Annotated in this window: 17 protein-coding genes and 1 tRNA gene; 6 read left to right on the top strand and 12 right to left on the bottom strand. The window is 34.7% G+C overall.

The annotated features are described in order from the left end of the window. Window positions 1–51 precede the first annotated feature (51 nt). From J0M08_11155 to J0M08_11145, 3 genes are all read right to left on the bottom strand, one after another. Window positions 52–140: transfer RNA gene (locus J0M08_11155), tRNA-Ser, on the bottom strand. A 51-nt stretch (window positions 141–191) separates the two neighbouring features. Then, window positions 192–938 carry a glycosyltransferase gene (locus tag J0M08_11150; protein MBN8703615.1) on the bottom strand — a complete coding sequence of 249 codons (747 nt, stop codon included), beginning with the start codon at window positions 936–938 and terminating at the stop codon, window positions 192–194. A gap of 8 nt (window positions 939–946) precedes the next feature. Further along, window positions 947–1,495 (bottom strand): WcaF family extracellular polysaccharide biosynthesis acetyltransferase, encoded by a 549-nt coding sequence (locus tag J0M08_11145; GenBank protein ID MBN8703614.1) that lies wholly within the window; start codon window positions 1,493–1,495, stop codon window positions 947–949. A 96-nt stretch (window positions 1,496–1,591) separates the two neighbouring features. Here J0M08_11145 and J0M08_11140 point away from each other — a divergent pair, with 96 nt between their 5' ends. From J0M08_11140 to J0M08_11130, 3 genes are all read left to right on the top strand, one after another. Next, the gene (locus tag J0M08_11140; GenBank protein ID MBN8703613.1) at window positions 1,592–2,944 is read left to right on the top strand and encodes a carboxypeptidase regulatory-like domain-containing protein; all 1,353 of its coding nucleotides are present in this window, start codon (window positions 1,592–1,594) and stop codon (window positions 2,942–2,944) included. 14 nt (window positions 2,945–2,958) lie between these two features. Further along, window positions 2,959–3,750, top strand: a complete 792-nt coding sequence (locus J0M08_11135) for a hypothetical protein (protein MBN8703612.1) — start codon at window positions 2,959–2,961, stop codon at window positions 3,748–3,750. Between the two features lie 114 nt (window positions 3,751–3,864). Further along, a complete protein-coding gene (locus tag J0M08_11130) occupies window positions 3,865–4,722 on the top strand; it encodes a hypothetical protein (protein MBN8703611.1) in 858 nt (285 codons plus the stop codon). Window positions 4,723–4,791: 69 nt separating this feature from the next. Here J0M08_11130 and J0M08_11125 read toward each other — a convergent pair whose 3' ends face one another. From J0M08_11125 to queD, 3 genes are read right to left on the bottom strand one after another with little or no spacing between them, the layout of a single operon-like run. Beyond that, window positions 4,792–6,741, bottom strand: a complete 1,950-nt coding sequence (locus tag J0M08_11125; GenBank protein ID MBN8703610.1) for a tetratricopeptide repeat protein — start codon at window positions 6,739–6,741, stop codon at window positions 4,792–4,794. Window positions 6,742–6,778: 37 nt separating this feature from the next. Beyond that, window positions 6,779–7,543: a YdcF family protein gene (locus J0M08_11120; GenBank protein ID MBN8703609.1), complete on the bottom strand. Its 765-nt coding sequence runs from the start codon at window positions 7,541–7,543 to the stop codon at window positions 6,779–6,781. A 5-nt stretch (window positions 7,544–7,548) separates the two neighbouring features. Then, window positions 7,549–7,905 (bottom strand): 6-carboxytetrahydropterin synthase QueD, encoded by a 357-nt coding sequence (gene queD / locus J0M08_11115; protein MBN8703608.1) that lies wholly within the window; start codon window positions 7,903–7,905, stop codon window positions 7,549–7,551. A gap of 126 nt (window positions 7,906–8,031) precedes the next feature. Here queD and J0M08_11110 point away from each other — a divergent pair, with 126 nt between their 5' ends. Together J0M08_11110 and J0M08_11105 are read left to right on the top strand one after the other, a co-directional pair. Then, window positions 8,032–8,814, top strand: coding sequence for a TatD family hydrolase (locus tag J0M08_11110; protein ID MBN8703607.1), 783 nt, complete (start codon window positions 8,032–8,034; stop codon window positions 8,812–8,814). Then, a complete protein-coding gene (locus J0M08_11105; GenBank protein ID MBN8703606.1) occupies window positions 8,789–10,846 on the top strand; it encodes a PKD domain-containing protein in 2,058 nt (685 codons plus the stop codon). The genes J0M08_11110 and J0M08_11105 overlap by 26 nt, the downstream gene beginning before the upstream one ends. On the opposite strand, the gene J0M08_11100 is transcribed toward J0M08_11105, so the two are convergent. The 4 genes from J0M08_11100 to J0M08_11085 all read right to left on the bottom strand — a co-directional run bounded on the left by J0M08_11100 (window position 10,843) and on the right by J0M08_11085 (window position 16,009). Then, window positions 10,843–12,384: a hypothetical protein gene (locus J0M08_11100; protein MBN8703605.1), complete on the bottom strand. Its 1,542-nt coding sequence runs from the start codon at window positions 12,382–12,384 to the stop codon at window positions 10,843–10,845. The genes J0M08_11105 and J0M08_11100 overlap by 4 nt on opposite strands. An 18-nt stretch (window positions 12,385–12,402) precedes the next feature. Then, window positions 12,403–14,340, bottom strand: a complete 1,938-nt coding sequence (locus J0M08_11095; protein ID MBN8703604.1) for a tail fiber domain-containing protein — start codon at window positions 14,338–14,340, stop codon at window positions 12,403–12,405. 182 nt (window positions 14,341–14,522) lie between these two features. Beyond that, window positions 14,523–15,272 carry an ATP-binding cassette domain-containing protein gene (locus J0M08_11090; GenBank protein ID MBN8703603.1) on the bottom strand — a complete coding sequence of 250 codons (750 nt, stop codon included), beginning with the start codon at window positions 15,270–15,272 and terminating at the stop codon, window positions 14,523–14,525. Continuing rightward, entirely contained in the window at window positions 15,269–16,009 is a 741-nt protein-coding gene (locus J0M08_11085) for an ABC transporter permease (protein MBN8703602.1), read from the bottom strand. The genes J0M08_11090 and J0M08_11085 overlap by 4 nt, the downstream gene beginning before the upstream one ends. A 164-nt stretch (window positions 16,010–16,173) precedes the next feature. On the opposite strand from J0M08_11085, the gene J0M08_11080 reads away from it, so the two are divergent. Next, window positions 16,174–16,755 (top strand): hypothetical protein, encoded by a 582-nt coding sequence (locus J0M08_11080; GenBank protein ID MBN8703601.1) that lies wholly within the window; start codon window positions 16,174–16,176, stop codon window positions 16,753–16,755. Here J0M08_11080 and J0M08_11075 read toward each other — a convergent pair whose 3' ends face one another. Continuing rightward, a complete protein-coding gene (locus tag J0M08_11075) occupies window positions 16,756–17,514 on the bottom strand; it encodes a hypothetical protein (protein MBN8703600.1) in 759 nt (252 codons plus the stop codon). Further along, window positions 17,483–19,300: a cbb3-type cytochrome c oxidase subunit I gene (locus J0M08_11070; GenBank protein ID MBN8703599.1), complete on the bottom strand. Its 1,818-nt coding sequence runs from the start codon at window positions 19,298–19,300 to the stop codon at window positions 17,483–17,485. Before J0M08_11070 ends, J0M08_11075 begins: the two co-directional genes overlap by 32 nt. Window positions 19,301–19,304 lie beyond the last annotated feature (4 nt).

Here is a 19,304-nt window from a genome sequence, read left to right as displayed (position 1 = left end):
AAACATAATAAGGCATAAAAAAAGTCCCTTGAGGGGACTAACTTAATGGTGCGGAGAGGGGGGGATTCGAACCCCCGGTACAGTTTAACCCGTACGACAGTTTAGCAAACTGTTGGTTTCAGCCACTCACCCACCTCTCCAGTAATGCGCCAAATGTATAAAAAAAAATCAAGTTTTACACTTTTTTTCCGCTACCCCAAAAATTGTTTAATCTTCGACAAGGGTTTAAATAACAATGTAAACATGCCAGGCTTAAGGCCATTTATCTTCCAGGCTAAGCGATCCTCCCTATTTGCTGCTATTCTATTCATAAGTGTTTTATTACTCATTCCCCCTACCCTCATTTTAACCAAAACTTTTGGCAAATATGTAGTAGACACATGATGCTTATGCAAAAAGCGGAGCATTAATTCATAGTCAGCTGCACTTTTCAATTTCAAATTAAATTTTCCATACTTTTCATAGCATGCTTTTTTTACAAAAAAAGTAGGATGTGGTGGCATCCAACCTGTATAAAAAATGCCTTCGTAATAATTTTTCGACTTCCAATTACGAATAATTTTATTTATATTCAATCTATCTATATACTGCAAATCTGCATAGCACGAATCGGCATTAGAGTTTAATAGTGCATCTACAACATCAGCAATTACTGTATTATTTATATAAAAATCGTCTGAGTTTAGGATCCCGATGACATCTCCTGTAGCAACATCTATACCCTTGTTAATCGCATCGTATATGCCACTATCCTTTTCTGAAATAACTTTTGCTATAGAATTTCTGTATTTTTCTATTATACCAAGTGTTCCATCTTTTGATAATCCATCAATGAGTATGTACTCAATTTCAGGATAGCTTTGCTCTATAACCGACTTAATGGTAGATTCAATCGTATTTGCACTATTATAACAAACTGTAATGATAGAAACTTTCACAGTGTAGCTTAATTAATTTCTCTTTTTTTAACTTGAATAGCCGGATTACCTTGGTAAACAAAATAAGGCTCCATCGTTTTGGTAGCAACAGATCCAACGGTAAGCACAGCATGCGAACCGCATACAACTCCAGGACAAACAACAGATTGGGCTCCTATCCACACACCTTCTTCTAAAACAATTTCACCAACAATCAAATCGAATGTTTGCTTTTTGTAATTATGATTTCCCGTGAGCAACATTGCACCTTGCGAAATACAACAATTAGCTTCAATAGTTACATTAGTTAAATTATCAATCCAAACACGCTCTCCAAGCCAAGAATTATCCCCAATACTCAACTTCCAAGGATATTTAATATTAACTCCAGGCTTAACAACTACCATCTTACCTATTCTTGCGCCAAAAAGGCGAAGCAAAAAAATTTTAAAAGAATTAATGGGGAATCCTGACAAAAAAAACAGCGCACTCACCACAAACCAAACAGAACGTACCAAATAATTACGACCAGGATTATACCATGAATTAGTAAATAATTGTAAATTAGTTTTTTGCATTACTTAAATATATAAGAAATTTAGATAGGAAAAGTGTTGAATAAAGTGAAAATAAAATCTTTAAGAATATTACCAGGGAAAATATTTTTTTTCTCGATGATTCTAATCCTTAATGCACTCCAGCTTTCTAGTCAAATAAGAGGCTATCTCGAATTGAAAGGTAAGGCTATAAAAAACAACACTGCACTAAAAGACGCTATTATAAAGCTATACCGAAATGATGCGCTGATAAAGGAAGTTACTACAACAAAATCCGGAAAATTCGCGTTTGATCTAGACTTTACCGGAGAAGATCATAAAATCACATTTGAAGCTCCCGGATGTGTAAATATGCACTTAATGGTATATACATCACAAGTTACTGATGATAAAAAGTCTATACTTCCGTACTACGAAACTGAAGTAGTTTTTTTTGAAAAAACCTCTAAAACTATTGATTTAACTAAGTACCAATATCCTTTTTTAAAAATAATTTTTGATGGAGAAAAAGCGTTTAAAGACGATGAAAAATATTTTTCGGATTTCTCTAGTAATATCTTTATAAAGCAAAGCACAACAGATGCTGTTACTGTTGCAAAACCTAAAACAAAAAAAATACTTGGCAATTTGTCTATTGAAGCAACTACAGAACCTATTAAGCATACTCGAGTAAGCTTGCTTAATGAAGCCGGAGAAATAATTCAATCGTCTATCACAAATGACAAAGGCGGTTTTGTTTTTACGGAGCTTCCTGCAGATGAAAAATTTGTGGTAATTATTGATGATACAGATTATGCCCTAAAAATAAACGACAAAATTATCATGAAAAACAAAAAAGGCGAACAAGTACAAGTAATTGCAAAAACTAATGAACGCTTTGAGTTCAAATTTTTAGAAGCCGAAAAAAAAGAAACATTGATGATTTTAGAAGAAGACGACTCTGTTTTTGAAGCAAACTATAGAGGCGTTGTAACAAACAAGGACAATCAACCCCTTGCATTCACAAAAATAAATTTAGTAAATATTGCAAACAACAACATTATTGCAACAGCCACATCCGACAAAAACGGAGAGTTCGTTTTTAAAGGAGTTGAGGCTGATAAAAATTATATTTTTGACATTTCAAAAGAAGATAATCTACAATTGAATAACTCAGAAAATATATTTATTACCAATGAGCAAAAAAATGTTTCGAAGAAATTGGTATTAAACGAAAAACACTTTACTTATGCACTTTTAACAGAAGATAAAAAAACATTTTCTGCACTAGAATTAGAAGATGAAAGCACCCTGGCTATGAGGAGTCATTCAACTTCTTTGAAAGGAAAAAATAATTATCCACCTAAGTACCAATTTGCAGATAACAATTTGGATGGAAAAATTAGCATTGAAGAATTACTAGCAATTACAAATAATCCAAATACTAATCAATCAACTGCGATAGAACTTATTGAGTGGTATTTAAATTAGAATCGAAAACAACTATGTATAAGCATTTAATTACGCTATTCTTTTGCCTTTTATCATTCTTCTCCCAATCTCAACCTTCCACTTCATTAGAAACCAAAACAAAAGGAACGTTTTATTTTTCTTGGGGTTATACTCGAGCAACGTATAGTAAGAGTAATCTTCATTTTAAAGATGATGGTTCTGACAAGTATGACTTTGTTCTGAAAAATGTTGCAGCCGAAGACAAATCAGACTTTGAAAACATGCTAAATAAGCCTTTAACAGTGCCGCAGTATGTTTATAGAGTTGGCTATTTTTTTAACGATAAATACAATTTGGGGATTGAAATAAATTTTGACCACACAAAATATGTCATAAAAGACAACCAAACGCTCCATTTAGAAGGAACAATCAGAGGATCTTACTTTAATCAAGATACTTTAGTGGATCGTGATTTTTTATTATTTGAACATACAGATGGCGCAAATTTTTTAATGGTAAACGGAATTAAGAGATTTGATTTTCTGTCATCAAAAAACAAAAAATTTGCGATCAATGGCATTGTTAAATACGGGCTAGGAATGGTAATACCCAAAACCAATGTTACACTGTTTGGCAATAAGCTAGATAACAAATTTCACATAGCTGGAATAGTTACCGGACCTGAAGCCGGACTACGATTTACGGCATTTAACTATTTTTTTGTTGAAACAGTAGGAAAAATAACCTTTGCAAACTATATGGATGTGCTGGTTATTGGAACAGGAAAAGCGCATCATAGCTTTTGGACAAGCCAGGCTACACTAACTGCTGGATTTCAGTTTTAATCATAAACGAGTATCTTTCAAAAAGATAGGTTAATTAAAAAAATTTTACATACAGATTAAACCTTTTATGTTTTGCTTGGTCATACCAACAAGAAATCAATAAAACTATAGAATATGAAAACAAGAAATTTATTTAAAGTCGCCTTATCTACTTTAGTCGTAGGTAGTTTGTTTTTAACTTCTTGCCGAAAAGAAAAGGATGAAGACAATGACACTTCAGATGCTAGTGATAATGCGTTAGCAGAACAAACATTTAACGATATGCACAACATGGCTAATGAAGCTGCTTCATCAAACACAATGAGTTCCTATAAAAATGACCCAACTAATTTTAGTCTTTTAAGTGGCTGTGTAACAATTACAAGAGATACTGCGGTTTCTTCAAACACAGACACCATTACAATAGACTTTGGTTCATCAAATTGCTTATGTTTAGACGGCAGAAACAGAAGAGGTCAGATTATAATTACTTATACCGGCAAATACAGAGACTCTGCAACTGTTATTACCATAACACCAAACAGCTATTTTGTTAACGATAATCAAGTTATCGGGACAAAAGTAATTACTAATAAAGGTAGAAATGCGGCTGGTAATTTAAATTATGATATTGTAGTAAATGGCTCTATCATATTATCGTCTGCTAATGGAGGAGGAACAATTACTTGGCAATCGAACAGAAATAGAGAATGGACAGCAGGTTCTTCCACTTACACTTGGATAGATGACCAATACAGCATTACTGGTAGCGCAAGTGGAACAAAAGCAAATGGAAATTCGTTTACTTCCCAAATTACAAGCCCCTTAATTAGAAATATGGCTCCCGGATGCAAGAAGCATTTTGTGCAAGGCACAATTGACATTACACCTGCTAATAAGCTAACTAGAACTATAGACTTTGGCTCTGGAGCCTGTGATAACGATGCTACGGTAACAATAAATAACAACACCTACAATATTAAATTGAAATAAATAGAATTAAAAACAAGAGCGCTCCCGAATTAAAATTCGAGAGCGCTCTTGTTTTTAAATAAAATGAATTTACTTAGAAGAAAGCTCGTTCAAATAGGCATCGGTAACCGGATGTCCAAATTGCTTTGCTCTCTTAGCATTTTCAAGCGCAGCGTTATAGTCCTTTAGTTGATTATAGATTACAGACAAATTAAAATAGGCTTGGGCATAATCAGGTTTTAATTTAATACTCGAATTAAAATCTGTTATAGCTTCGGAGTATTTTGACAGGTTAAAATAAGCAAGCCCTCTATTAAAATAATAATCCTTTTCACTAGGAAAAATCTCAATCAAAAAATTGTAATCACGAATAGATGCTTCGTATTGTTGTGCTTGCAATAATACAAACGACCTATTTTGATACAATTTTTCATTCTTAGGCTGCATAGAATCTGCAACGCTAAAATCACTAATGGCTTCGTTAAATTTATTAGCCATTGCATACGTAATACCCCTGTTTAAATAAATATCAAATGTATTTTCCTTTTTTAGCTCCAATGCTTTTGAATATGCTTCTAGCGACTTATCAAATTCCTTTCGTAAGCCACAAATATTTGCAAAATTAACATATACACCTGCATCTGTTGACTTCATATTAATTAATGTCATATGGTCTTTATAAGCCTCATCTAATCTCCCTATTTGAGCATAATAATTTCCTCGATTCTTGTACGCTACTTGAACCTGTAATGGATACTTTTTAATTACATCACTCCACAACGTATCGTTATTCTGCCAAATTTTCACTCTATCGTAACATGCACTTGCCAGCAATGAGCTGGTAACAACTATAATCAATATCAATACAATTTTTTTATCGCCAAGTAATTTATTCATTAAAAAAGCAACTAGAAAAAACAACCCGATATACGACAAGTAGGTATATCTATCTGCCATTAATGCACTACCAACAGATATAAACTGCAACACCATGGCTATAGTTAAAAAATAAAATGTAAAACCAAATACAGCATACGGAAGCCATTCTTTTTTATACTTATACAACGCAATAATTGAACCTACTACTATTGCGACTGCAACAACTGGCGCTAAATAAAAAAACACCGGAATATTTCCCAAATTATCTAAACTCGGGTATGGATAAAATGCCGATAAACTAATAGGCACAAACATTTTTTGGATATAGATTACAAAACCATAAGAAGCAAACATTAAACGTTGAAATAAGGTAAATGTATCAAACTCATTAATAGCCTCTTTTGACTGAATAATTACGGCATTTATTCCAATTAAAAACGCAAATGCTAAAAAGGGGATTTTCTCCAACAAAACTTTAAGATTTATTTTACGTTGCTTTAAATAATCGATTAAAATAAGGACGAATGGCAAAGGGGCTGCCATTGCTTTTGATAATCCGGAGCAAACAAAAAACAAAAAGCATATGAGTATAAAATAAATATGTTTTTTATCTAGATACTTTACATATGCAATTAGTGCTGACAAAAAGAAAAAAGTATATAAAACGTCTTTTCGTTCCGATATCCAAGCAACTGATTCTACATGCATGGGATGAAGCCCAAACCAAGCAGCAACAGCAGAGGCAACAAATAAATTGCTGCCGGAAAATAAAAAAATTAAATAGAAAACCAATGCTACATTAGCAACATGAATTAAAAGGTTTGTTTTAAAATATGGACGCGGATTTAGTTGCCCACTTTTATAATTTAATGCCAACGAATAAACGGTTAACGGATGGTAATTAAGCGAAACATCTGTTTTAGGACTAAATATTTTTTTTATATTTTCAGCATTAGTGCTTCTAATTAATTTATTCTCGGTAACATATACCGGGTCATCCCAGTTGGTAAACTCTTTTTTTTCATCAAAAACAGGGAGATAAGATAAAATAGTAACAACACAAATTGCAATTACGATAATCCAAGGGAAATAAGCCTTATAACCCGGAGTTTTAGAAACTGCGCTCTTTTTACTGTTTGGTATGTTTTTCTTAACGGACATTCTATCCTCTAATAATAATTCAGAAATTCAAAATTCTCTATATGTATCCTTTAATTTTATAGGTAATGGTTCCAACAATTTCGTGAATAACAATATTCCAAATAGCAAGTGCTTCTGCATTAGGCAATAACAAATGATCTAAATAAAACTTCCTAGGTCCGCTGTATCTATCGGCACTATAAGCGAAAACAGAAATTCCCGCCTTTTCAAAACATTGAATAGAACGCCTCATATGAAATGCCGATGTAACCAACAAAAATGTTTGAGCCGGAAATTCCTTTTCAGTAATTGCTTTCGTAAAAATTGCATTCTCATACGTATTCTTAGAATCGTACTCAATGTAAATATCTTCCATTTTCACGCCTAAATTCAACAACAATCGTTTGGCATAAAATGCCTCTCTTTTATGCTTATAAACTAGGCTTGCAGAGCCACCTGTAAAAATTATTTTTTTCACGATACCTTTCTTGTACAAATCAACTGTTTGCATCAGTCTATCTGCACTTCTATGAATCTGCACTCTATCCAAACTCTCATCATAACTAACATTTCCGCCCAAAATAATAGCAGTAGTTATGTTTGCTGGTATCTCATTTTGTTTAATAGCCTGCACTTCCCAATACCTCATTACTTCATCCAAAATAAAACCATTAGAAAAAAACAGTAAAACCACAATCGAGGCTATCCACAACTTTCTTTTTACTACCTCTTTCTTCCAAAAAAAAGAAAGTAGTAACAACACTACAACCCAAGTAAATGGAAATGTTAAAAATGATGTTATTTTGGATAGTGTAAAAAACATGTAACTTATTTTCCTGTGTAAATTACACCCGAAGTAGGTGTTTCGTACAATTCAATTTTTACCAAGCCGGGCAATTGAGATTTTATTTGTTCCCAAATCCATTGAGCTATTCGTTCGCAAGTGGGATTATCTAAGCCGGATATATCGTTCAAAAAATTATGGTCCAATCTATCTACAACAGGATTAACAACACTTTTTAAATCGCCAAAATCCATTACCCAATCTAACTTTTCTTGCAAATCTCCTTCTATAAAAATAGTAAGCTTATAGGTATGCCCGTGAACACGTTTGCACTTATGCCCATCAGGAACATTTGGCAAAAAATGAGCTGAATCAAAAACAAATTTCTTAAAAATCACCATACGAATTAGGCTTTGCTTTAAAATAAAAAATAATACTATTTAGCCTTGACTAAAAGTACAAAATTGAAAGTATATAAAACATAGGGCACATTGTATAAAAAAGTAATAATTTTAGCAAAACAGCTTATGGCATTTATTGACACGCATACACACTTGTTTTCCGATGAATTTAAAGAGGATATCGACTCTGTGATTGACAATGCCATAAAAAACACTGTTACCAAATTTTATTTGCCCAATGTAGATGAGTCTAGCTATGAGGAAATGATGAGATTATCATCGAAATATCCATCTAATTGCTTTCCCCTTATTGGCATTCATCCGTGTTCAGTAACACAAAATTACCACCAACAGTTGGATTGGGTAAAACAAAAAGTTACAGCCAATAAACAACAAAAAGTATTTCATGGAATTGGAGAAATTGGCATTGATTTGTATTGGGATAAAACACTTGAAAAGGAACAAAAAAAGGCCTTTGCCGAACAAATTGAAATTGCTATTGAATTTGACTTGCCAATTATTATTCATACACGAAATGCATTTAACGAGGCATTTGAAATAGTTTCTGCATATAAACAAACTTCGTTAAAAGGAATTTTTCACTGCTTTTCAGGCACAATAACAGATGCAGAAAAAGTAATTTCGCTAAACACCTTTAAATTGGGTATTGGAGGAGTTCTTACATTTAAAAATTCAGGGTTAGATAAAGTTGTTGAATTATTAGATTTAAAGCATCTTGTTTTAGAAACAGACTCTCCATACCTTGCCCCCACTCCATATCGCGGAAAAAGAAACGAAAGTAAATACCTTACACTTATAGCAACTAAATTAGCAGAAATAAAAAAAGTTTCTGTTGATGATGTTGCAGCAATAACAACTAAAAATGCAATTGAAATTTTGGGCAACTAAACTGATACATAACGTGCAACGACTTTATTTGCTGCTTCTATTCTTTACTTTTGCTACCATCAGCCTAGCGCAATCTTTAAAAGTATGCGGAACAGATGAAATGGTCCGCCAGTCGTTTTTAAAACATCCTGAGTTACTTTTACAACAAGAGCAGCTAGAAAATTTCACCGAAAATTTCCATCTCGCCAATAAACAAAACTCCACTTTTATTATTCCAGTTGTTGTTCATATTATACACGATTATGGAATAGAAAATATTTCGGACGCACAAGTATATGATGCACTTCAAATTTTAAACGAAGATTTCAATAGGCAAAATTCAGACACTTCATTTGTTGTAAATGCATTTAAGAACAACATTGCTAATTGTTCCATCGAATTTAGGCTTGCAACAAAAGATCCAAATGGAAATTGTACGAATGGCATAAATAGAATAGCATCGTTAGAAACATACATTGGAGACGACAATTCAAAATTAAATGGTTGGCCTGCTTGGAAATATTTAAATATTTGGGTTGTAAACTCCATATCTATTGGCGTTGCAGGATATACCTATTTACCTGGAACTACACCAGCTAACAACGAGGGCATTCTAATTTTACATGATTACGTTGGCAGTATAGGCACCAGCAATAATGCAAAATCAAGAATACTTACACACGAAGTAGGACATTTTTTTAATTTATTACATCCATGGGGAAGTACCAATAATCCGGGAGTAGCCTGTGGAGATGATTTTGTAACGGACACACCTCCTACCAAAGGTTGGATTAATTGCAACACAAGTGGTGCAACATGCGGCAATCTGGTAGACAACGTTCAAAATTTTATGGAATACTCCTATTGCTCGCGTATGTTTACAACTGGACAAAAAAACAGAATGGATGCAGCGTTGTACTCCCCTATTGGCTTTAGAAATAATTTGTGGGGATATTCCAACCTTATAGCGACAGGCACATACACCAACACGTCAAGTAATTGTGCACCAATTGCTGAGTTTAAAACTAATACAAAATACACCTGTCAAGGAAATTCCATAAACTTTACAGACCTTTCTTGGGGAGGAACTCCAACTTCTTACCTATGGAATTTTGACGGAGGAACGCCCAACACATCAACTATTAATAATCCTTCGGTAATCTATAATTCACCCGGAGTATATTCTGTTACACTTACCGTGTCAAACAATGTTGGTGCAAACACAACAACAAAAACAGGATATATAAACGTATTATCAACAACAGCAACGTACAGCGGTTCCTTTTTCGAAAGTTACGAATCAGGAATACTTCCCAATAATGACTGGAGTATTGTAAATATCGGAAATTCAATTACGTGGGATCAGACAAACAGTGTTGCTTACTCTGGAAGTAATAGTGCTTTTATTGATAATTACTTTTCTTCTTTTGGAGAATCTACAGAGCTTATCAGCCCTGCTATTGATATATCTTCCATGTCAAGCCCTGCATTTACTTTTAAATATGCATATGCACAAATACAAAGTTCAGACGCAGATAAATTGGAAATATTTTCTTCTACTACTTGCGGACAAACATGGAACATACGCTATACTAAATCGGGTAGCGCCCTAGCTACAACAGCTATTGAAACCAATCCGTTTACCCCTTCAAATACATCTCAATGGAAAAATCAGATTGTAAATATTTCTCCGCTTACAGCTTCAAATAATGTGTTGTTCAAATTTAAATTTACAAACGGAGGAGGAAATAATTTCTTCTTAGATGATATTAATATAACTGGTGTTACAGGTATAGAAAAAAATAATTTTCTAAAATATTATCACAGTGTAGAATCGAATTCAATTACTGTTTTTTATACATCTTTGGAGCAAGAGGAAATAGAAATAAGACTAGTATCTATTGTTGGCAGCGAGATAAATAAAACTAAACACATGGCAAAAATAGGAACAAATAGAATTGATATTAAGCTAGACTTAAATTCATCTGGAATGTATCTCATAAACTTTTCGAGTTCCAAAACAAATACAACAGGAAAAATTATTTTAGATTAGTAAATAACCAACCGTTGTGATTTTGTAGTATGCTTTGAGGCGCCAACAATATGGTATAGTCCGGGTGCTAAACGATTTTCCAAATCAAGTACTGCCAAATAATTATTTTCCTTTTTCACAACTACTACCTTGGAGTACATTTCGGCACCCGTATTGCTATATACAATTACTAATAACTCTTCTTTATCTAACTCACTCTCAAATTTTATTTTTAAACTACCGCTCATATACGGATTGGGGTATACTGAAAATCCAGAATTAATTAACACCTCTACTGCAACCAAATTTGAATAGGTAAAAGAGCCATCAAAATCAACTTGTTTCAATCTATAATAAGAAACTCCATCGTATGGATTGGTATCAACAGTTGAATACTTTTGAACAGAAAAACTATTTCCTGCACCGGCAACTTTGCTTACAAACTCAAAATTATCTCCATCAATAGTTTTCTCGACAATAAAATAATCGCAATTAATCTCAGTTGCAGTTTCCCACTCAACATCAACTACATCACTATTCAATTTTGCATCGAAACTAAGCAGCTCAATAGGCAATGGAGAATTAGCAACATCTGTTGTTCCTATATAAAAATTATTAGCCAAGTTAAATAATGAAATGCCTGTTCTATTTACTTCCGGGGAAGAATATGTGCCGGTATTCGTTCCTGCCGTACCTATAACACTGCTTGCCTGTACCAACCTTAAATCCGATTCAGTTTGCACCAACCCAAATCCGGTACCTCCGGCATAAATTCCGTAAGTACCACCAGACAGACCACCACCTGTACTTACAGCCCAATAGGAATTACTTCTTGCATCGATATTAAACGCCCCATCTGCAAAGTTTACAACAGTTCGGCCTCCTACATAATTATGATTAACGGTAACAAATCCTCCAACAGATGGACTTGATGATGTGTACAACGAAAATGGCCTATAATCGGAACTACCACCCAAAGGATACAATCCTGCAGAACTTCCGGATGATATACCCGAAGTGGTAACCCATCTTTTAAAACTACCACCATACGCCCAACCTCCCGTCCTACTTAATGTTCCCGTATTAAGTATAGAAGTTCCTAACGTAAGTGTTTTCGAATTTAAATTAATTGTACCAGAAGACATTTCTAAAATATTAGTAACACTGGTGTTTAACCCTAAAACAATTTGAGGTGTGGTAGTATAGGTATTTTGAATATATAAGTTGTAAAAAGCTGGATCTGTTGTACCTAGTATATTCTGACTTGCTGTTGAACCATTTAAATAAACAGCTCCCCCCGCAGCACCGCTAAATGCAGATGAAGAAGTGTTGTAATTATAAAAATCTTGTGTTATGTAAATCGAACCTTCGTTTGTAATAATTCCATCTGTTCCGTTGGTCTTACTCATGTAACTACCATCTATATAAATATTGGTAGAAGTAGTAACTGTAACAACCGTCAATCCATCATTATAAGCTATAAGCTGTGCAAAAAGAGTTCCTGAGAAAATAATACTCCCTAATGTAAAAATGGCAATATAGAATGTTCTTTTAAACACGATTTCACAGAATAATACTTATTTTTTTGCTTCTAAATTTTGCTTGCTGTTTAACTCCTGAATGGATTTCTGCAACTCATTTAACCTGCCTTCTAATGCATCAACCTTACTTGCTTTAGCCGAAGCTACATCCAACTTCTTTTGTAAATCGATGATCATAAGTTGCTGTTCCTTTATAGCCTCAACTAATACTGGGGTCATGCTAGCATAATTCAAATATTTATATCCTTCGTTGTCTGTAAAAATAAGCTCCGGATACACTTTCTCTACCTCTTGGGCAATAAACCCTATTTGACGTTGCTCGGTAAATTTTTTTGCAGGGAACTCTTTATATTTCCAGTTGTAATAAATACCATCTAAGCCTAATACCGTTTTTAGAGCACCTTCAATAGGTTTAAAATCTGTCTTCCATCGTCTATCACTACACGCAGCTTGAGAACCCAATACAGAGCCTGTTGCATAGATATTGCCATCAACATATAATTTTTGAGTAGGTGCAGTACAATTAATACCCATATTTCCGGAGGTATTAACAGTAACATAATCGCTAGTTCCCAATGAAGAAGAACCAGACAACTTAAAATATCCATCGGTTTGGTCAATCCCCATTGTATAATTACTAAAACTTCCGGATGGAGTATAATACACAGTAATTCCAATATAATCTATTTGTGCAGTTGCATTGTAAGCAAGCACAGAAATTGCCACTCCAAAATCTGCATCTTTAACATCAGCCTCTGTCCAAGAAATACCCCACAAATCGGAACTTCCGCCATAAGTAGCAGTAGCATCTGCCGTTGGCCAGTTTGTAGAGGTAGCCGCTTTATCAGTACCGGCAATTGTACCATCTGCTTTTACCAATTTTATAGAGTTATCATAAACGGTACGAACACTATTTAAAACTAAACCAACCATATTAAAATTTCTCAATGCGGCAACATTAGTAATCACAGAAGGATTCTCTGTTCCATTGGCAGATATAGCTTTTGTATAACAAGCCATCTGAAGCTCTTCGCTATTCGGATTATTACCGTTGTCAACACTTATATCCCCCCCCTCTGTATACCCCGCACACGTAAAATTATTATCTGTAAAATCGCCATCTATGTTATCATCTGTATCATCACCGGCAAGGGCTCCTAATACTACCATATCACCATCCTCTACAGCTAAAGTAGATGAAAACGTTAGCGTTGCAGTAGAAGTACTTCCAATAGTTTCAAAATCAGCAACCGGGCTAGCTTGATCTACATACTGAAAAGAAGCCACTGCATAAATTTGGGCATCAAATCCTCCTGACCACGTAAATGCAAAATTGCTTGATGTAGCTGCTGCTATTCCAGCCTCTCCTAAATACCAAATTTCCAAATGCGTTTCCTCTCCATTACTTGTTGCAGCAGACGTAACCTCTGTCATACTCACGCCACCATACGTAACAGCAGTTAAATCTCTATCTCCTGCATCATGTCCCATACCGGCAATAAGAATTAAACAACGATTAGTTCCAGCGCTTACGGCATATGAATAAGTACCATCAGAATCAAATCCCCATGCATCCAATAATGCGACATCCGTAGCATCTGTCCTACTTCTATCAACGCTTACTTGTATTCCATCAATAGTGGCACCAGCCGGAATAGCGGAAAAATCAAATGTCTTTGCCACCAAATACTCCGATGTTCCTGTTGCTACGGTTGCATAAGATGCATTGTTGCTATATACGTTCCCTCCGCTAGACCATGTTTTGCTGCCCAACACACCTGTTGTATTAGCAGTAGGAGCTTGAGCACCCAAAGAAGAGGAACCCGCAGTGGCCCCCTGAAATCGAACCGCCACATCACCATTTTTCTTTAAGTGCAAAATTTCACTTGGACTACTGGCTCCAATTCCAAATCCTTGCGCATTCAATTCATACTCGATAAAAAATACGCTTATTATAAGTATTAACTTCTTCATGATATACTATTATTAACTAAGTAGAAATACCAACTTCGGTCAAGTTATACGTAGGTTTTTGTATTAATGTTGCGAAATAAAGATTTTTGTTGCAAATATTCGTTTAAACAGATAAATTAAACGACAAGGGCTGGAATACAATAGACACAGGTTTTCTAAAGGTTATAGAAAGTAGGCATTTTTTACTTTTTTCGCAGCTCCATCATAAATTTGGAGGCATATACAAAGTTTACCAATTCAGGATCTTCGGCAGATAAAATTTCTGTTCGTGTTCCTTCCCAACGTTTTTTTCCTTCAAAAATAAAAGCAATTTTATCTCCTATTTCTATTACGGAATTCATATCGTGAGTAATAACCACGGTAGTCATATTAAACTCTTCGGTAAGTTCTTTAATTAGATTATCTATTACGATAGATGTCTTAGGGTCAAGGCCGGAATTGGGCTCGTCACAAAACAAATAATTAGGTTGTGTAGATATGGCTCTTGCAATAGCAACGCGCTTTTTCATTCCTCCACTTATTTCAGACGGAAAAAGTTTATTTGTATTTACCAAATTAACTCTGTTCAAACAAAAGTTTGCCCTGTCTAAACATTCTTCTTTTGTCATATCTGTAAACATTGACAATGGAAAAATTACATTTTCCTCTACAGTCATTGAATCAAACAATGCTCCGCCCTGAAAAAGCATTCCAATCTGCCTTCTAATGTTTTTTTTGCCCGCAAAATCCAACTTGAAAAAATCTTGATTTTCATATAACACCTCTCCACTATCAATATCATGCAAACCTACTAAGCATTTCAACAACACCGTTTTCCCCGATCCACTTTGCCCTATAATTAAATTGGTTTTCCCTCGCTCAAACGTAAAGGAAAAATCACTCAAGATTGTTTTATCTCGGAATTTCTTGGTTATGTTTCTGGCTTCTATCAAGCTAATAAAATTTGAGTTAATAGAAAATTAACCACCAACAGAATAATACTGCTATAAACAACAGCCTTGGTACTTGCTCTACCAACCTCCAATGCTCCACCTTTGGTGTAAAATCCATGATACGCAGAAACTGTAGTAATTATAAATGCAAATGCAACCGTTTTAATTAGTGAATAATAAATATTATACATTTTTAATTCATACTGAATACCATAAATATATTCGTAAGATGTTACCACTCCCGTTAAAACACCTAATGCCCAACCTCCAAATATTCCTAAAAACATACTTATCACAATCAAAAAAGGATTTATAAATAATGCAGCCAATGTTTTGGGAAGAATTAAATAACCTGCCGAATTCACGCCCATAATCTCCAACGCATCTATCTGCTCCGAAACACGCATAGTTCCAATTTCTGACGCGATGTTGGAGCCTACCTTTCCTGCTAATATCAAACTCACTATCGTTGGCGAAAATTCCAAAATCATAGAATCTCGGGCTGTTATACCTATTGCATAAATAGGAATCCACGGGCTCTCAAAGCCAAATGCAGATTGTATAGTTACAACAGCACCCATAAAAACAGAAATGATGGCTATGATTCCTAACGAACCAATCCCCAAAGAATTTACCTCTTTAAAAAATTGAGCTCTGTAAATAGACCACTTTTCGGGCTTTTTAAACACCCGCTTCATCAGCAAAACATACTTACCTAAATGATATAAAAGTTTTATCACAGCCTTAATATAGAAAATAAAATGCGTATTTAAAAGCAACCATTAATAGGTTACTCCGTCTTATAAGTAAAACAAGCTGGAATTTAAGAGGAATTTCTTTAAATACTAATCTAAATAAAGACAAATGAAAATAAACTACTCCATTTTAAAAACACGTACAAATGTTTCTAAAAGTTTTATACAGCGGAGTATTTATTTTTCTCCTACAATCTTTACTTGCGCAAAATGAGTTGCCAGGACCGAAACAAAGTAGTTTTTCGTTAGGTACATCTCTTGCTCGTTATCAAAGTAGATACTTAAACATACGCTACATTTCCAACAGATGGAAAGTTTTTACTCTAGATGAATTGCACGAAACAACCGAAGAAGAACAAGAAGCAAAACCTGCTAAATGGCGGTTTATGGGAGAAGTACTCATTGGCACACCTAACTCCAGTTATCGCTTAGGATTATCAACTACGGTTTACTATACTTTTTTTGCTTCAAAATATTTACAAGCAAATGCATTGGGAGGCCTTAAACTAATGACAATGCCATTTGATTTGCAGCAAGATATAATTCCTCCAAACTTTGGAATAATGCTACAAATTAATGCGTACGTGTGTTACCCATTTATAGAAGTAAGTTTAAATCCTCAAGAGACTCATTTATCAATAGGCCTAGAATTACGTATTAACCGTGTGTATAAAAAGTTAAAGCGCAAATATGATTTAGACTTAGTAAAGGAGCAAAAATGGTGGTAGCTAAAACAGTATTTTCTTTGCTTTCACAGATTCATACAGTTCTCGCCAAAAAACTATTACTTTAAATGTATAAACAGGCGAATTAAATTGATGTTTCCAATACTGTTTGTTTACATGCATAAACCGATAACCTATATCCGCACCCACTCCTAACCACGGCAAAGCCTTATAATGTCCGGAAATGGCCGGTTCGTAGGTAAATACCATTCCATTTTTTTTCTTATACTCTATATCTTGAAATGTGTATCTAAAATTTGAAGCTCCTGCTCCTAGATACAGGGGCATGCTTAACTCCCAGTGTTTGGTTTTATAAAAAACATAGTCTAAGTAGGTATATAAATACCAAAATTTAAAATGAACATCCGTTTCGTTATACACATTTCCTGACAACTGCACAATTCCCTTAAACTCGTACGGACGCCTTAATTGTGCATACCCTAAACCAACACGCAATTTTTCTGAAAAAGAAACCCCAGCCTTTACACTTGCAACCGGCCGTTGAATACCATCAATAAATGTATAACGAGATGTATAGGCAGCCGTAAGTCTGTAGTTACTGTTAAAAAAATCCGCGAATCCTTTACTCTGACTTAATAGTGTACAAGTGTACCCTAGAAAAAAAATTAAAATGAATTGACCAACTCGCTTCATAACCCTAAATAACGAAAGAAGCCGCGTAATATTCGCGGCTTCTTTCGTTATTTTATAACTTTCAATTGTTAATGGATTAATGTCCTCCTTCGTCTTGTTCGTTTTCATCCAACGGAACAGTCTGAGGCACAAAATCTTCCGATTTGCCAGGCTTACTATAATCATACGCCCAACGTTGAACTACAGGAAGCGCTCCATGCCAATTTCCATGAACATGGCCAACACCATTAGTCCACTCTAATGTATTAGACTTCCAAGGGTTCTCTGTAGCCTTAGGCCCTCTAAAAATACTATAGAAAAAATTAAACAAGAAGATGAATTGTGCAAGAGAACCTATTATCGCAAATACTGTAACTAAAACGTTTATATCAACCAAATTATCAAACATTGGGAAAGCTGTATTGGAATAATAACGTCTTGGAACACCTGCTAATCCAAGGAAATGCATTGGAAAAAACACCCCATATGCACAAATAAATGTTATCCAAAAATGTAAATAACCTAGTTTTTTGTTCATCATTCTCAAAAACATTTTTGGGAACCAATGATATACACCTGCAAACATACCCAACACCGCTGACAACCCCATTACAATATGGAAATGCGCTACAACAAAATATGTATCATGTACAGGAATGTCTAACGTAGAATCTGCTAGGATAATACCTGTTACACCACCAGAAATAAAAGTAGATACCAACCCTATGGAAAACATCATTGCAGGAGTAAACTGAATATTACCCTTCCACAAAGTAGTAATATAGTTAAACGCCTTAACTGCAGACGGTATTGCAATTAGTAAAGTTGTAAATACAAACACCGAACCTAAAAACGGATTCATACCGGTTAAGAACATGTGATGCCCCCAAACAATAAATGACAAGAAACCAATTGCTAACATAGAACCAACCATGGCTCTGTAACCAAAAATGGGTTTTCTTGAGTTTATGGATATAATTTCAGATGCCATACCCAATGCAGGTAACAATACGATATAAACCTCAGGATGTCCTAAAAACCAAAATAAATGTTGGTATAAAATAGGGCTACCGCCTGTTTGTTCTAACGCTTGACCTCCAATATAAATATCAGACAAATAAAAACTTGTTCCGAAACTTCTATCAAAAATCAATAGTAATACAGCCGAGAACAATACAGGGAAAGATAATACCCCCAATATAGCTGTAATAAGCAATGCCCAAATTGTCAATGGCAATCTTGTCATCGACATTCCTTTTGTTCTAAGGTTTACAATTGTAACGATGTAATTTAAACCGCCTAATAGAGATGAAACCACAAAGAATGTCATACTTACCAACCACAAGGTCATACCTAACCCAGAACCAGGCATTGCTTGAGGCAACGCACTTAATGGAGGATAAACAGTCCATCCTGCAGATGCTGGACCCGTTTCAATAAATAACGAAAAAATCATTATCACACTCGATAGTAAAAAGAACCAATAAGACAGCATGTTCATAAAGCCAGATGCCATATCCCTAGCTCCAATTTGATACGGAATTAAAAGATTTGCAAAGGTACCGCTCAATCCTCCTGTTAAAAGGAAAAACACCATTATAGTACCGTGGATAGTAACCAACGCTAAATACATGTTTGGATCTAAAATTCCATCCTTTCCCCATTTATCCCCAAGCATCCAATTAATAAATGCAAATTTTTGCTCAGGCCATGCAAGTTGCAAACGGAAAATAATAGACATTGTCATTGCTACCAAGCCCATAAAAATAGCAGTAATCAAAAACTGCTTTGAAATCATTTTATGGTCTTGACTAAAAACATACTTAGTCAAAAAAGTGTCGTGGTGCTCGTGTTCATCGTGATGATGAGGAGTAGCATGAGCGTGCGAATCGTGGCTATGTGTATGAGCTGCCATAAAT

Source organism: Bacteroidota bacterium (assembly GCA_017303975.1).
Taxonomy (GTDB): domain Bacteria; phylum Bacteroidota; class Bacteroidia; order JAFLBG01; family JAFLBG01; genus JAFLBG01.
The sequence above is the reverse complement of the archived record's forward strand: the minus strand, read 5'-3'. Positions and strand labels throughout refer to the sequence as shown.